Raw genomic sequence first — 12,635 nt, forward strand, 5'->3', positions numbered from 1 at the left:
ATGTCACGTTTAGCCACTCGATTTGCACAGCTTAAATCTCAACAGCGTAAAGCATTGGTTTCTTATGTTATGGCGGGTGATCCTCAACCACATGTAACGGTTCCTTTGTTACATCAAATGGTTGAAGCGGGCGTAGACGTGCTTGAGCTTGGATTGCCATTTTCAGATCCAATGGCAGATGGTCCAGTGATTGCATTGGCTGCTGAACGTGCTTTAGCAGCAGGTACCAATACCTTAGATGCTTTGAATATGGTCAAAGAATTTCGTCAAAAAGATACGACTACACCTGTTGTTTTGATGGGGTATTTAAATCCTGTAGAAGTGATTGGTTATGAAAAATTCGTGGCTTATGCGAATGAGTGTGGTGTCGATGGTTTGCTTTTAGTGGATTTACCACCTGAAGAAGCAAACAAACTAGATGACGTGTTAAAGAAATATGATATGGATCAAATTTTCTTATTGGCACCGACATCTACAGATGAACGAATTCAACATGTCGTAAAGCAAGCAAGTGGCTTTATTTACTATGTGTCACTGAAAGGTGTGACGGGTGCTGCAACTTTAGATACCACTGAAGTTGCAACACGTATTCAAAAAATCAAATCATTTACAGAGATTCCTGTAGGCGTAGGATTTGGTATTAGTGATGCAAGTTCTGCCAAAGCTGTCGGGCAGGTTGCAGACGCTGTGATTGTCGGAAGTGCATTTGTAAAACCTTTTGCAAACTTAGCACCAGAACAAGCCGTGGAAGCAGCGGTGAATAAAGTCAAGGAGCTTCGAGCAGCGCTCGATGAGTTAGTATGAATCAAGAAGTGAAATCAGGGAAAATTCTCAGTCCGACTACCCCATGGACAGATCGTTCGATTCCAGGCATTCATATGCCAGATCAACAACAAACACTCAAAGCGACATTTACAGAACCGACCATTGAGTGCCCTGAGTGTCATGCTTTGGTGACCCGTACCGCGATGTCTTTCAATGCTTATGTTTGCCCATCGTGCGACGAACATTTGAAAATGAAGGCACGAGATCGCTTAAATTGGTTCTTTGACAATGTTACGGCAGAACTCGGTCAAGAGTTTTCTGCGAAAGATCCATTACGTTTTGTCGACAGTAAGCCTTATCCTGAGCGTATGAAAGAAGCACAGGATAAAACAGGCGAGACTGAAGCATTGGTTGTGATGCAAGGTCAGTTAAGAAATATCTCATTGGTTGCTTGTGCATTTGAATTTGACTTTATGGGCGGTTCAATGGGCACAGTGGTGGGAGACCGTTTTGTCCAAGCTGCTGAAAAAGCCATTGCGACGAAGCAACCTTTGATCTGTTTTGCAGCTTCGGGTGGCGCACGTATGCAGGAAGGTATGTTGTCCTTAATGCAAATGGCACGTACATCTGCGGCGATTCAAAAGATGAAAGATGCGCATTTACCTTATATCGTGGTATTAACACATCCTGTGTATGGTGGTGTAACAGCATCATTGGCAATGTTAGGCGATGTACATATTGCTGAACCTAAAGCGATGATTGGTTTTGCGGGTAAGCGTGTGATTGAACAAACTGTTCGTGAGAAATTGGAAGAGCCGTTCCAACGTGCAGAATTTTTGCTTGATCATGGTGTAATCGATCAAATTGTTCATCGTCATGCATTACGTGATACTGTATATAGAATAGTGGCGAAACTGATGAATTTGTCTTGAACAATACAGCACCTTTAAATACTGATGATTTACAAACATGGCTCGATTATTGGAGCCATGTTCACGTTACGGGAATTGATTTAGGCTTAGAACGGGTCATTCCTGTGGCGGAAGCACTTGGTGTAGTCAAACCAAATGCTAAAGTTTTGACTGTCGCAGGAACCAACGGTAAAGGTTCAACGACAACAACGCTTGCTGCAATTTTAAATGCGCAGGGTTTAAATATCGGTTTGTATCAGTCGCCTCATATTTATCGTTTTAATGAACGTGTCAAACTTGCTGGGCAAGAAGTTGACGACCAAACATTGATTGATGCTTTTGTACAAGTTGATCAAGCCCGCCGTGAATGTGATTTAACGTTGTCTTTTTTTGAAGCGACGACCCTAGCAGCATTTGTTATTTTTAAACAAAAACAATGTGATGTGTGGGTACTTGAAGTTGGTTTAGGTGGTCGTTTGGATGTGGTCAATGTGATTGATCCAGATGTTGCTGTGATTACCAATATAGGCTTAGACCATACCGATTGGCTCGGTGATAGTATTGAAAAGATTGCTTTTGAAAAAGCAGGTATTATTCGTCCAAATATTCCAGTGATTTTTGCGGGTCAGCAAGACTTACCACTCGCCATTCAAAATAAAGTAGAACAATGCCAAGCCCAACTTTATGCGGTGAATCGTGATTATTTCTATACGCTTTCAGATCAAGATCAGCAATCATGGAATTTTGCCAGTTCAGGTACGACGTTAAAACTTCCATTGGGTACTTTGGCGTTAGAAAATATTTCGACCGCAGTTGCAGCAATTTTAGTGAGTGGATTAAACATTTCACAAGAGGCGATGGCACGTGGAATTCAAAATGCACAGTTACAAGGTCGTTTTGAAATAAGGCAAATAAACGATAAAACAGTCATTTTTGATGCGGGACACAATCCGCATGGTGTTGATTTTTTGTTAAAGCAATTGCGAAAATTCCTAGAATACAATAAACAGTACACAGAAGTTGTCTCAATTTTTTCAATGCTGTCTGACAAGGATATAAATTCTGTGGTCAAGTCATTGAAAAATACTGTGTTAAAGTGGAAAATTGCACCATTAACTGTGCCTCGTGCAGCATCAATGGAACAATTACAAGCTGCATTGCAGGGTGAAACAGTCGAACAATTCAATTGTGTACAAGCAGCATTTCAATCAGCGCTTGCAGATACAAAAAATAATCAGCTGATTTTGGTGTGCGGTTCGTTTCATACCTTAGAAGCGGTCTGGGAGTATTTAGAAGAATGTCAATGAATAACAAACAACGCTGGATGGGTGGCGTTGTATTATTAAGTGGTGGTGTTTTATTAGCGGCATTACTTCTAAAAGGCAAAGAAGAAATTCATCAAAAACAGGTTGAGACTCAGCCTGTCGAACAAATTCAGCAAAATAAAAATACATCTGTAGGTGAAACTGTTCAATTGCAGCCTTTAACGGTCGATGTTGCGACTGAAAAACGTTTGCTAGAAGAACAGAAACGCGCACGTGAAAAAGCTGTTGCAGAGCAAGAGGCAAAAGCTGCTGAATTTTTACGGATGCAGCAACAAGCCGAGGCTGATGCTGCACGTAAAGCAGCAGAAGAGTATGCTGCAATGAATGCAAGGCGTGGTGCTGCTCAAGAGGGCGCTGATATTCCTCCTGAATTAGTGCAAGATGAAAAAGCCAAAGCTCAGCAAAAAGCGGCTGATCAGAAGCAACTTGAACAGCAAAATGCACAATTAAAACAAAAAGCAGATGCTGAAAAAAAGTTAGCTGAGCAGAAGCGTCAAGCTACCGCAGAAGCAGAGAAGAAAGCCGCAGAAGACAAAAAGCGTTTATTGGATGCAGAGAAAAAAGCAGCTGATGAGAAAAAACGTAAACTAGAAGAGCAACGCAAGATAGAGGAACAACGAAAGGCCGAGGCTGATAAAAAAGCTGCTGCTGATAAAAAGGCAGAAGCAGAGCAAAAAGCAGCTGATGAGAAAAAACGTAAAGCACAAGAAGATGCCAAGAAAAAAGCAGAAGCTGAAAAAGCACGAGACTTATTGGAAAATGGCGATAAGCAATGGATGGTACAGGTTGCACTTGCTGCCAATGAAGCCAATGCAGATGCTGTTGCTGCAAAACTCCGTGCCAAAGGTTATAAGGTCACGAAAAGCCCAACTTCTAAAGGTATTCGTATCATGGTGGGGCCTGCGAAAGACCGTGAAACAGCAGATTCTGCGCGTAAGAAAATTAACTCAGATGCAAGTTTGGGAATGAAGTCTGCTTGGGTCATCGAGTGGGTGCCTTTAGATCGTCGTTAATTGCACCCATAAAGCTTTACTCTTTTTTTAAGATGGATTCGCGAGTTGCTCCCGAATCCATTTTATATTTTCAGGGGTAAATAATTTTTCAATATTTGCCCAAATAGGGTGAAAGCCATAACCGCCATGCTTCATTTCGTTCAAAGCGTCATCTACTGACCAGTTTTCAAAAATGATTCGGTACATTGCAACACTGGCACCTGTACGATCTGATCCATGATAGCAATGAAGCAGAACTTTTTGGTTTTGACGTTCTGCTGTTTGAATCGTCTGCATGACTTCTAATAAATCATTTCGATTGATTGCCCATGTATTGATCGGGATATGTACTAATTTAAAAGGTTGGTTGGCCAGTACAAATTTATCTTTATTACGGCTTCTTAGATTGACCACGATATCGATACGATTTTTTTCAAGCTCTGAAATAGCCTCAGGGCTGGGTTGTTCGCTACGGTATACCGTTTGGCTAATTTGATAGAAATTATGTTGCTTATTCACCAGTTTTCCCCATTGTTGAGGGCGTTCATTTTCAGCAATGGTTGGTGTGGTCATACAAGCTGTCAGTTGTAAACTGATAGCCAATAAAACTGAATATCTTAAACCTTTAGATTTTAACATGGTCAAATATACCGTTCTAATTCAATAGGATCATGTGCACAAATAATTTCAATGCTAGGTTCATTTTGCGCAAGATATTGTAGCTTTGATAATGTTTTTAATCGCAATGTATTATCTGCTGCTAGCAGATATTCCATTTTATCGAGCGCTCGTAATTTGTTATTGGGATTGAGCTCTAGGTGATTGAAATAGGCATCACCACAGAACAATAACCATCCATTTTGTTGTTTGATCGCGATACCACAGTGTCCTACAGTATGTCCCACTAAGGGAATCAGCAAAATTTCATCATTAAAAATACTAAAGCCTTGTACTTTATGGAAGTTAAACCATGCTTCACCATTTTTAGGTTCAAGAAAATTCCAGTAGCGATGACTTTTAAACTGTTGCGGGCGATAACGTAATTTATTCATTACAGAGAGTTTTTGTGCTGCATTAAATTCACTGGATAAGATATGCACTGTTGCATTTGGAAAATCTGAAATACCACCAGCATGATCTAAGTCTAAATGACTGACTAAAATATGCTTAACGTCTGAAGACTTAAAACCCAGTTGTTGAATTTGAGAAATGGCCGTGAGATTAAAATCAGATTGTATGCCACTGATTTTAGTAAAGGCTTTCCCTAAGCGAGTTTGAGGGTGCAGGTAGTCTTGCATACCAAACCCAGTATCGATTAATACTAAACCTTGATCGCTTTCGACCAGTAAGCAATGGCAAATCATTTTGCCATATAAGCCTTTTTGCCCATATAACGGTGCACAAATCGGACACATAGTCCCACAATGAAGATGATGTACGTTGTAAATCATAATTTAAGCATTTGTTTTTAGGATTGTTGTTTCGTTTATAAACTGAATTGAAAGAAATACCAATCTAAAAATGCAACTGTTGTGTAATTGCTATATTGTAAATGACGGTTTATGGAATGGTGATTTTTAAGCGTTTAAGCGTTGAAAAACCAAAACCATTGTTTCCCCACACAGAAACAGTATAAGTTCCTTTTTTTAATAAACATGGTTTTTGCTGAGCATGTTTGGGTGCGATTCCCCAAATACTTTGCTCATCATTGCTACCTTTTTTGAGTTTGATCGCTTGTTTATAATTTTCTCTATGAGTGAATTCTTGAAGGGTATTAACTTGTTGCTGATCTTCAGGATAAATATTGGGGTAATGTTCTATTTCACAAATAACAGCATGATTAGGCAGAGATTGAATTTTTATCTTATCAAATCCTAAATAATATTCACCCAGAAAAATATTTTCTAATAGGATTTCATCTCGTTCTTTATAAACTTGTACTTTGGGTGATTTTACAAAGGGGTAGCAGATGCTGATAAGCAATCCAAGAACAATTGCAGAGGTATAAAGTCGTTTATTCATATTTAAATTTAGAAGATGTTAAATAAGTTTATTTATTTCAATAACATGCTCAATTATCAAATAACAACGATCTCTTAAACATACATTGCGCATTTCGAAACGGAGCAATAATAATCTAAGTTCAGAAATTTTTATAAAATATTTAAAATTCTTTCGATCATTATTTTGAGTTGTCGTTCTGAGCTCAGCTTCTGATTCAGGTGTCCACGGTTGTTCTACAAATAAAATTTGATCATCTTGTAGATTTTCGATGTTTAAGAGTGTTGTGAGTAAATCCATAGCATCCCCTAATCAACATTGAAAACATTATTTAAAAAGCTAAATGATAAGTTTTATAGAAAGCTTTTAAAATCATAATCATATCTATCTAGAGATGTAAGCGCTTATTCAAAAGCGCTTACATCACCAACACCTCGACGAATAATTTCAGGATTTACACCTGACAAATCCACAATACTGGTAGTGGTTAAAGTACCTAAACCACTGTCAATAAACACATCAATACGTTTTTCGAGCTGTTGTTCAATATCATAGGGATCATCCATCGGTGCATCTTGACCAGGAAGAATCAGAGTACTGGTGAGTAAAGGTTCACCTAAAGCTCGAAGTAACATTTGACATACAGGATTGCTCGGAACACGCAGACCAATGGTTTTTTTCTTAGGATGCATCAAGCGGCGAGGGACTTCACTGGTCGCAGGTAGAATGAATGTCGTCACTGCGGGAGTATTGGCTTTCAGTAACCGATACATTGCATTATCGACTTTTGCATAAGTTGCAATATCCGATAAATCTGCACAAATAATGGCGTATTGGTGTTTTGCACCTAAACCACGTATTTGGGCAATGCGTTCCATCGCATTTTTATTTCCAATCTGACAGCCGATGGCATAAGCCGCATCGGTTGGATAGACAATAACATCGCCCGCGCGAATACGCTCAACAGCTTGGTCGATTAATCTGGTTTGAGGATTGTCAGGATGTACTCTTAAATGCAGCATTATTTTTCTCCTGATTCAAATTATCTATAGTGATATGGTATTGAAAATAGATGAAATAAAACACTATTATTTGTAATTAATATTTAAAAATAATGTATATCACAAATGTGAATAGATGATTAGTCCATGATCAAATGAGCCTAATTTAAAATCAATTTAGTATTTTCATCACAATTTAGACCAATTTAACCTTTGGTTTTTTAAGTTGCTTAAAAAATCAGTCAAAGATCAAAAAAGCAGGCTTTTGAAATGATGAGAATCATTAATCTAAATCTTTTCGGTTAAATTCAGAACTGTGTAATGTTTTGCCACTTCTTGTTGATGCGCAGATGCATTCAATAAAATGTTTTGCATCACGAGGAAGTTGGGCTTCACCTGCAAAATAACGCTGTACTTGAGCGAAGACATTGTCCTTAAACGTTGCGCCATTGCCACCTTCACCCGTTAGATTATCCAAAGAAACACGGAATTTCCGACCAAAGGCTTTAGAGAATAACCATTCAATCGCCTGAGGTTTAATTTCCACTTGTTCAAACAAAGCTTGCTGTTCTGCTGTACGACCATCAGGTGCATACCAATAACCCAAATCAGGCAATAGACGGCGCTGTTCACCAGCAATCGACCAATGGCTAATTTCATGTAAGGCACTATTGAAAAAGCCATGAGCAAATTGAATACGTGCAGGCATTTGATCTAATGCAGGAAAATACTCAGGTTCGGAGTCTCCGCGGACGAGTTCAACATTTAGGTGGGAAAACCATTGATTAAAGTGTAAGATAAGCCAGTCGACCTGTTGAACTTCACTCTGCAAATCTACCCACTGTAAACGTTGCACTTGGGCTAAGTTTTCAGCAGAATTTGAAGATAAATGTGTGTTGAACTGTGATGAAGTGGTGACTTCAGGTTGCGGCTGCAACTGATGCATAACTTGTATTACCCAAATGATCTGTCTAAATAAGTACAAAATTGTATCTTAATCTTTGACAGAGTACCGATGAATTTGTAGAATTGCCGCCTTAATTATGTCAGCAAATACCTTTCCGGCACAGATAGAGCCGTTTAAATGGGCTGAACAAGGCTTTAAATGGTCAGGTACACTGCCATTATCTCGCTTTGTTCGTATTTCCCGTGAAGCTGTTGGACCAATTGATGATCAATTGATCACCATAGACTGTAAGCTATCAATGGATGCGTATCATCGTATCGTATGGCTAGATGGTCGTGTAGAAACGAGTGTTCCAATGGAGTGCCAACGTTGTTTGGAATCTGTTGAAATTCCTTTAGTTTCTGACGTGCATATAGCTTTAGTGGATGATGAGTCACTGATAGAGCGCTTGGATGAGGATGCTGATTTCATCGTGCTAGGTGAAAGTGAAGCAACAACAAAAGGGGATTATGTAACCAATACCTCTGCAACTGTTGATTTACTTGCACTTTTAGAAGATGAATTGTTATTGTTGATGCCTTTATCTCCTAAGCATGATGCTTGTGAGCATAAGCATCAACCTGCCGTTCAGGACATTGTCGAAGAAAAACGGGATAATCCGTTTGATGTTTTGGCAAGTTTGAAGGGTAAACTTAACTAAATTTTGTGTTATACTGTTAAGTTAAGACAACCGAATTTGTTCTGATCCATTTTTTCGATTTGTAAGGAGCCATCATGGCCGTTCAGCAAAACCGTAAAAGTCGCTCTCGCCGTGACATGCGCCGTTCACATGACGCTTTAACCGAGAATGCATTAACTGTAGACCAAACTACTGGTGAAACTCATCGTCGTCACCACGTGACTAAAGATGGTATCTACCGTGGTCGCCAATTATTCGCTAAAGCAGCTGATGCTGAATAATTGAGACAGTATTAAGCGTGAGCTTAATGAAAAAATGGGAGCGAAAGCTCCCTTTTTTTGTTTTAGCCGCTGTGTTTTTTGTTGTATTTCGCAATTAAAATAATTTTTTTTTTCTGTAAAATTGCCACATCGGAAACGATCAAGATTAAATAAGGGACTTTTATATGTCTGCTAGACGACTCGAACAAGCAGCTCAAGCGACTAAAACTGCATTTTTGTTTCCTGGTCAAGGATCACAAAAAGTGGGTATGCTCGCCGAACTTGCTGAACAGTTTAGTGGTGTGCAAGAAACTTTTGCCGAAGCTTCGGACGCAATCGGTTTCGATTTATGGCACATCGCACAAAGTGGCGAAGGTTTAGATCAAACTGAAAATACTCAACCTGTTCTTCTCACTGCAAGTATTGCATTGTGGCGTGTGTGGTTGGATTTGGGTGGTGTTGCTCCAAAGTATCTTGCAGGGCATTCATTGGGTGAATACAGCGCATTGGTCGCAGCGAATTCAATGACATTGGCTGATGCTGTAAAACTGGTTCATTTGCGTGGCAAACTTATGCAATCTGCTGTACCACAAGGTCAAGGCGGAATGGCTGCCATTCTTGGTTTAGATGATGCTAAAGTGATTGAGCTTTGCAACCAAGCCAATACTCAAGGTGGTGGTGCAGTTGAAGCAGCAAATTACAATGCACAAGGTCAAGTGGTGATTGCGGGTACTAAGGCATTGGTTGAAGTGGTTATGGCATTTGCAAAAGAAAATGGTGGTAAAGCAATTGCATTACCTGTTTCTGTGCCATCGCATTGTTCTTTGATGAAACCAGCAGCAGAACAGTTTGCCGAAGCTTTGGAACATACTGCCATTGAGCTACCTAGCATTCCTGTAATACAAAATGTCAACGCAGAAATTGCGGCAGATACAGTGCAATTACGTCAAGCATTAACTGCGCAGTTGTATCAATCAGTACAGTGGACCAAAACGATGCAATTCCTTCAAGATCAAGGAATTCAATATGTTGCAGAGTGTGGCCCAGGTAATGTATTGGCAAACTTAGCAAAACGCTTACCCAATATTGAAAAAGCATTTCCACTCGATACGCAAAGTCGTATGGAAGATGCACTGAATGCTATATTAGTGGCTGAAGGGAAAATTGCATGACACAAGAAAGAAAAGTTGCACTAGTAACAGGTGCAAGTAGAGGGATTGGTGCAGCCATCGCTCAACAACTCATTCAAGACGGTTTTTTTGTAGTCGGTACAGCAACTTCAGAGGCAGGTGCAGAAAAACTTTCTGCTACATTTGCTGAAAATGGTGCAGGCGCTGTTCTAGATGTACGTGATGCTACCGCAATTGATACATTGGTCTCAGACATTGAACAAAAATATGGTTCAGTGATGGTACTTGTAAATAATGCAGGCATTACCAAAGATAATCTTTTACTGCGTATGTCAGAAGATGACTGGGATGATATTTTGAATATTCATCTTAAAGCAGTATTCCGTTTGTCTAAACGCGTATTGAAAGGTATGACTAAAGCTCGCTTTGGTCGCATTATCAATATTAGTTCGGTGGTTGCGCATTTTGCCAACCCAGGTCAAGCCAACTATTCTGCTGCAAAAGCGGGAATGGAAGCATTTGGTCGTAGTCTTGCAAAAGAGATGGGAAGTCGTCAGATTACTGTAAATGCGATTGCACCAGGCTTTATTGCAACTGAAATGACAGAACAATTAAGCGAAGATATTCGTAAAAAAATGAGCGATCAAGTTGCGTTAAACCGTTTTGGTGAGCCGCAAGATATTGCAAATGCAGTGAGTTTTTTGGCTTCTGATAAAGCCAGTTACATCACTGGTACAGTAATACACGTAAATGGTGGTTTATACATGGCTTAATGCGATGTATAAACTTTGAAAAAACTCAATATTCAATTAAACTATCAGGCAATTAAAACGCCGCCACAAGCAATGAGGAGAATTCCTGTGAGCGATATCGAACAACGCATTAAACAAGCTGTTGCAGAACAATTAGGTATCAAGGCTGAAGAAATCAAAAACGAAGCATCTTTCATGGATGACTTAGGTGCTGATTCTTTAGACTTAGTAGAACTTGTTATGTCTTTCGAAAATGATTTTGACATCACTATTCCTGATGAAGATTCTAACGAAATCACGACTGTTCAATCAGCGATCGACTATGTAACTAAGAAACTTGGTTAATTAGTTGACTGTGTAACAGACTGCTGTTACGCGTAAAAGCCACCGTTATGGTGGCTTTTTTATATTTTGTGGACATGGATTTGTTTTTGAAGAAAAATGTGAGTTACATAACGTTACGTTTATGTCACCAATGACAACGTTATTTAGTATGTTTTTTAGCTATAAGAATAAGGTTTATAAATTTTTATAACACAATAGAAATCATTCACAGTAAAACAAGTTCACTATTTATATGGAGTAGTCACATGGGTCTTTTTGATTTTATTAAAGGAATTGGTAAAAAGAATACTGCACCTGCTGAACCTCAAGCAGCACCAGCGACACCTTCTGAGCCATCTGCTCAGGAAATTGCAAATAAATTATTAGGTCATATTAAAGCGCTTGGATTACCTGTAACAGGTCTTTCGGTGAGCTATAATGGCGCAACGGATCTAGCAACTATTCAAGGTCAAGTGCAGACACAGGCAGATAAAGAAAAAATCATTCTTGCTGTAGGTAATATTGATCATGTTGCTCAGGTTGATGACCAAATGACAGTAGTTACTCCTGAACCTGAAAGTAAGTTCTATACGGTTAAATCAGGTGATAACTTATCTAAAATTGCCAAAGAAGTTTATGGTGATGCCAATAAATATCCTAAAATTTTTGAAGCAAATAAACCAATGCTTAAAGATCCTGATGAAATTTTCCCAGGGCAAGTTTTGCGTATTCCTGCGTAAAGACTGAGTTAGAGTAGAAAAGACACGAAAGTGTCTTTTTTGCGTTACTGTTGTTATGTTTTGTCCTATCTTGAAATTAGTTAACCATTAAGGGGTTTTTATTTATAAACTAAAATCAATGAATTAAATGTTTATAATCTAATTGAGACCTTGCCTTATTTGAGAATAAAAATGTTGATTTATATTGTTATATATTTTTTAATGTTATTTTATTGAAATAATATATTTACTTTATAAGGTCTTTATGGATAACTCAATTAATAATACTAATTCACTTCCTCAAGCTCAGAAAAAATCTGTCTCATTTCTTTTGGGAATAGGTATTTTGTTTTTTCCAATAATTTTCGCTTGGTTCACGCTAAAAAGTGGATACAGTGTATTGGCAAGAATTGTGAGTTTTGGTTGGTTAATCTTAGGGCTTATATTTGTCTTTTCAGGTGGACATGATACTAACACTTCAAATTCTTATACAGATTCTTCAGCAACACAAATAGCTGAGCCACCAAATGGGCAAAGTCAACAACCTGTTCAAGTTATGCAAATTTCGGCGAATCAATTGTTAGCTGCATATAAAGCAAATGAAGTAAATGCTGATAGAAATTTCAAAGGGCAAATATTAGAAGTATCAGGTACTGTAGATGCTATTGATAGTGGAATTTCCGATGGTGCTAATGTTCAATTTAAAGTCGGCGATGAGTATAGCATTGATTCTGTAACAGCAACTGGTGATGAAAATTTTGATAATTTTGCAGCAAATTTATCAAAAGGACAAAAAATTACATTACAGTGTGAAGGTGGTGGTGAGGTTATTGGCTCTCCAATGTTAAATAATTGTAAGCCTGTTTAAA

General features: G+C 38.7%; 17 protein-coding genes. 11 read left to right on the plus strand and 6 right to left on the minus strand.

Translation table 11 applies throughout. From position 1 onward, the window contains the following. Genes trpA through ACY45D_RS03760 form a run of 4 tightly spaced genes read left to right on the plus strand, consistent with a single transcriptional unit; the run spans position 1 to position 4,014 of the window. Positions 1-804 carry a tryptophan synthase subunit alpha gene (gene trpA / locus ACY45D_RS03745; protein WP_463108506.1) on the plus strand — a complete coding sequence of 268 codons (804 nt, stop codon included), beginning with the start codon at positions 1-3 and terminating at the stop codon, positions 802-804. Beyond that, entirely contained in the window at positions 801-1,697 is an 897-nt protein-coding gene (accD, locus tag ACY45D_RS03750; RefSeq protein WP_463108507.1) for an acetyl-CoA carboxylase, carboxyltransferase subunit beta, read from the plus strand. The genes trpA and accD overlap by 4 nt, the downstream gene beginning before the upstream one ends. Further along, positions 1,694-2,983, plus strand: a complete 1,290-nt coding sequence (gene folC, locus ACY45D_RS03755) for a bifunctional tetrahydrofolate synthase/dihydrofolate synthase (protein WP_463108508.1) — start codon at positions 1,694-1,696, stop codon at positions 2,981-2,983. The genes accD and folC overlap by 4 nt, the downstream gene beginning before the upstream one ends. Then, entirely contained in the window at positions 2,974-4,014 is a 1,041-nt protein-coding gene (locus tag ACY45D_RS03760) for an SPOR domain-containing protein (protein WP_463108509.1), read from the plus strand. The genes folC and ACY45D_RS03760 overlap by 10 nt, the downstream gene beginning before the upstream one ends. A gap of 27 nt (positions 4,015-4,041) precedes the next feature. Here the strand turns inward: ACY45D_RS03760 and ACY45D_RS03765 are convergent, their stop codons facing one another. From ACY45D_RS03765 to ACY45D_RS03790, 6 genes are all read right to left on the minus strand, one after another. Further along, positions 4,042-4,632, minus strand: a complete 591-nt coding sequence (locus ACY45D_RS03765; protein WP_463108510.1) for a dual specificity protein phosphatase family protein — start codon at positions 4,630-4,632, stop codon at positions 4,042-4,044. Between the two features lie 2 nt (positions 4,633-4,634). Further along, positions 4,635-5,444 (minus strand): MBL fold metallo-hydrolase, encoded by an 810-nt coding sequence (locus tag ACY45D_RS03770; RefSeq protein ID WP_463108511.1) that lies wholly within the window; start codon positions 5,442-5,444, stop codon positions 4,635-4,637. Between the two features lie 109 nt (positions 5,445-5,553). After that, on the minus strand, positions 5,554-6,015 hold the full coding sequence (locus tag ACY45D_RS03775; protein WP_463108512.1) for a hypothetical protein: 462 nt from the start codon (positions 6,013-6,015) through the stop codon (positions 5,554-5,556). Between the two features lie 18 nt (positions 6,016-6,033). After that, entirely contained in the window at positions 6,034-6,294 is a 261-nt protein-coding gene (locus ACY45D_RS03780; protein ID WP_463108513.1) for a hypothetical protein, read from the minus strand. Positions 6,295-6,398: 104 nt separating this feature from the next. Continuing rightward, positions 6,399-7,016: an L-threonylcarbamoyladenylate synthase gene (locus ACY45D_RS03785; RefSeq protein WP_463108514.1), complete on the minus strand. Its 618-nt coding sequence runs from the start codon at positions 7,014-7,016 to the stop codon at positions 6,399-6,401. Between the two features lie 262 nt (positions 7,017-7,278). Next, positions 7,279-7,941: an elongation factor P hydroxylase gene (locus tag ACY45D_RS03790; RefSeq protein WP_463108515.1), complete on the minus strand. Its 663-nt coding sequence runs from the start codon at positions 7,939-7,941 to the stop codon at positions 7,279-7,281. Positions 7,942-8,038: 97 nt separating this feature from the next. Between ACY45D_RS03790 and ACY45D_RS03795 the strand changes: the two genes are divergently transcribed. The 7 genes from ACY45D_RS03795 to ACY45D_RS03825 all read left to right on the plus strand — a co-directional run bounded on the left by ACY45D_RS03795 (position 8,039) and on the right by ACY45D_RS03825 (position 12,634). Then, positions 8,039-8,602 (plus strand): YceD family protein, encoded by a 564-nt coding sequence (locus ACY45D_RS03795; RefSeq protein WP_463108516.1) that lies wholly within the window; start codon positions 8,039-8,041, stop codon positions 8,600-8,602. A gap of 74 nt (positions 8,603-8,676) precedes the next feature. Next, the gene (rpmF, locus tag ACY45D_RS03800) at positions 8,677-8,862 is read left to right on the plus strand and encodes a 50S ribosomal protein L32 (RefSeq protein WP_004922151.1); all 186 of its coding nucleotides are present in this window, start codon (positions 8,677-8,679) and stop codon (positions 8,860-8,862) included. A gap of 164 nt (positions 8,863-9,026) precedes the next feature. Next, the gene (fabD, locus tag ACY45D_RS03805) at positions 9,027-10,013 is read left to right on the plus strand and encodes an ACP S-malonyltransferase (RefSeq protein ID WP_463108517.1); all 987 of its coding nucleotides are present in this window, start codon (positions 9,027-9,029) and stop codon (positions 10,011-10,013) included. Beyond that, on the plus strand, positions 10,010-10,744 hold the full coding sequence (fabG, locus tag ACY45D_RS03810) for a 3-oxoacyl-ACP reductase FabG (protein ID WP_463108518.1): 735 nt from the start codon (positions 10,010-10,012) through the stop codon (positions 10,742-10,744). Before fabD ends, fabG begins: the two co-directional genes overlap by 4 nt. 87 nt (positions 10,745-10,831) lie before the next feature. Beyond that, the gene (gene acpP / locus ACY45D_RS03815) at positions 10,832-11,068 is read left to right on the plus strand and encodes an acyl carrier protein (protein ID WP_004723957.1); all 237 of its coding nucleotides are present in this window, start codon (positions 10,832-10,834) and stop codon (positions 11,066-11,068) included. A 245-nt stretch (positions 11,069-11,313) separates the two neighbouring features. Continuing rightward, entirely contained in the window at positions 11,314-11,787 is a 474-nt protein-coding gene (gene lysM, locus ACY45D_RS03820) for a peptidoglycan-binding protein LysM (RefSeq protein ID WP_010113715.1), read from the plus strand. Positions 11,788-12,031: 244 nt separating this feature from the next. Next, positions 12,032-12,634, plus strand: coding sequence for an OB-fold protein (locus tag ACY45D_RS03825; protein WP_463108519.1), 603 nt, complete (start codon positions 12,032-12,034; stop codon positions 12,632-12,634). Position 12,635 lies beyond the last annotated feature (1 nt).

The organism is Acinetobacter sp. BZX-2 (genome assembly GCF_055179795.1).

Excerpts from the sequence above, each read along its gene's own strand:
- trpA (WP_463108506.1), top strand. The coding sequence starts at position 1 with ATGTCACGTTTAGCCACTCGATTTGCACAGCTTAAATCTCAACAGCGT.
- accD (WP_463108507.1), top strand. The coding sequence starts at position 801 with ATGAATCAAGAAGTGAAATCAGGGAAAATTCTCAGTCCGACTACCCCA.
- ACY45D_RS03760 (WP_463108509.1), top strand. The coding sequence starts at position 2,974 with ATGTCAATGAATAACAAACAACGCTGGATGGGTGGCGTTGTATTATTA.
- ACY45D_RS03765 (WP_463108510.1), bottom strand. The coding sequence starts at position 4,632 with ATGTTAAAATCTAAAGGTTTAAGATATTCAGTTTTATTGGCTATCAGT.
- ACY45D_RS03770 (WP_463108511.1), bottom strand. The coding sequence starts at position 5,444 with ATGATTTACAACGTACATCATCTTCATTGTGGGACTATGTGTCCGATT.
- ACY45D_RS03775 (WP_463108512.1), bottom strand. The coding sequence starts at position 6,015 with ATGAATAAACGACTTTATACCTCTGCAATTGTTCTTGGATTGCTTATC.
- ACY45D_RS03780 (WP_463108513.1), bottom strand. The coding sequence starts at position 6,294 with ATGGATTTACTCACAACACTCTTAAACATCGAAAATCTACAAGATGAT.
- ACY45D_RS03785 (WP_463108514.1), bottom strand. The coding sequence starts at position 7,016 with ATGCTGCATTTAAGAGTACATCCTGACAATCCTCAAACCAGATTAATC.
- ACY45D_RS03790 (WP_463108515.1), bottom strand. The coding sequence starts at position 7,941 with ATGCATCAGTTGCAGCCGCAACCTGAAGTCACCACTTCATCACAGTTC.
- ACY45D_RS03795 (WP_463108516.1), top strand. The coding sequence starts at position 8,039 with ATGTCAGCAAATACCTTTCCGGCACAGATAGAGCCGTTTAAATGGGCT.
- rpmF (WP_004922151.1), top strand. The coding sequence starts at position 8,677 with ATGGCCGTTCAGCAAAACCGTAAAAGTCGCTCTCGCCGTGACATGCGC.
- fabD (WP_463108517.1), top strand. The coding sequence starts at position 9,027 with ATGTCTGCTAGACGACTCGAACAAGCAGCTCAAGCGACTAAAACTGCA.
- fabG (WP_463108518.1), top strand. The coding sequence starts at position 10,010 with ATGACACAAGAAAGAAAAGTTGCACTAGTAACAGGTGCAAGTAGAGGG.
- lysM (WP_010113715.1), top strand. The coding sequence starts at position 11,314 with ATGGGTCTTTTTGATTTTATTAAAGGAATTGGTAAAAAGAATACTGCA.
- ACY45D_RS03825 (WP_463108519.1), top strand. The coding sequence starts at position 12,032 with ATGGATAACTCAATTAATAATACTAATTCACTTCCTCAAGCTCAGAAA.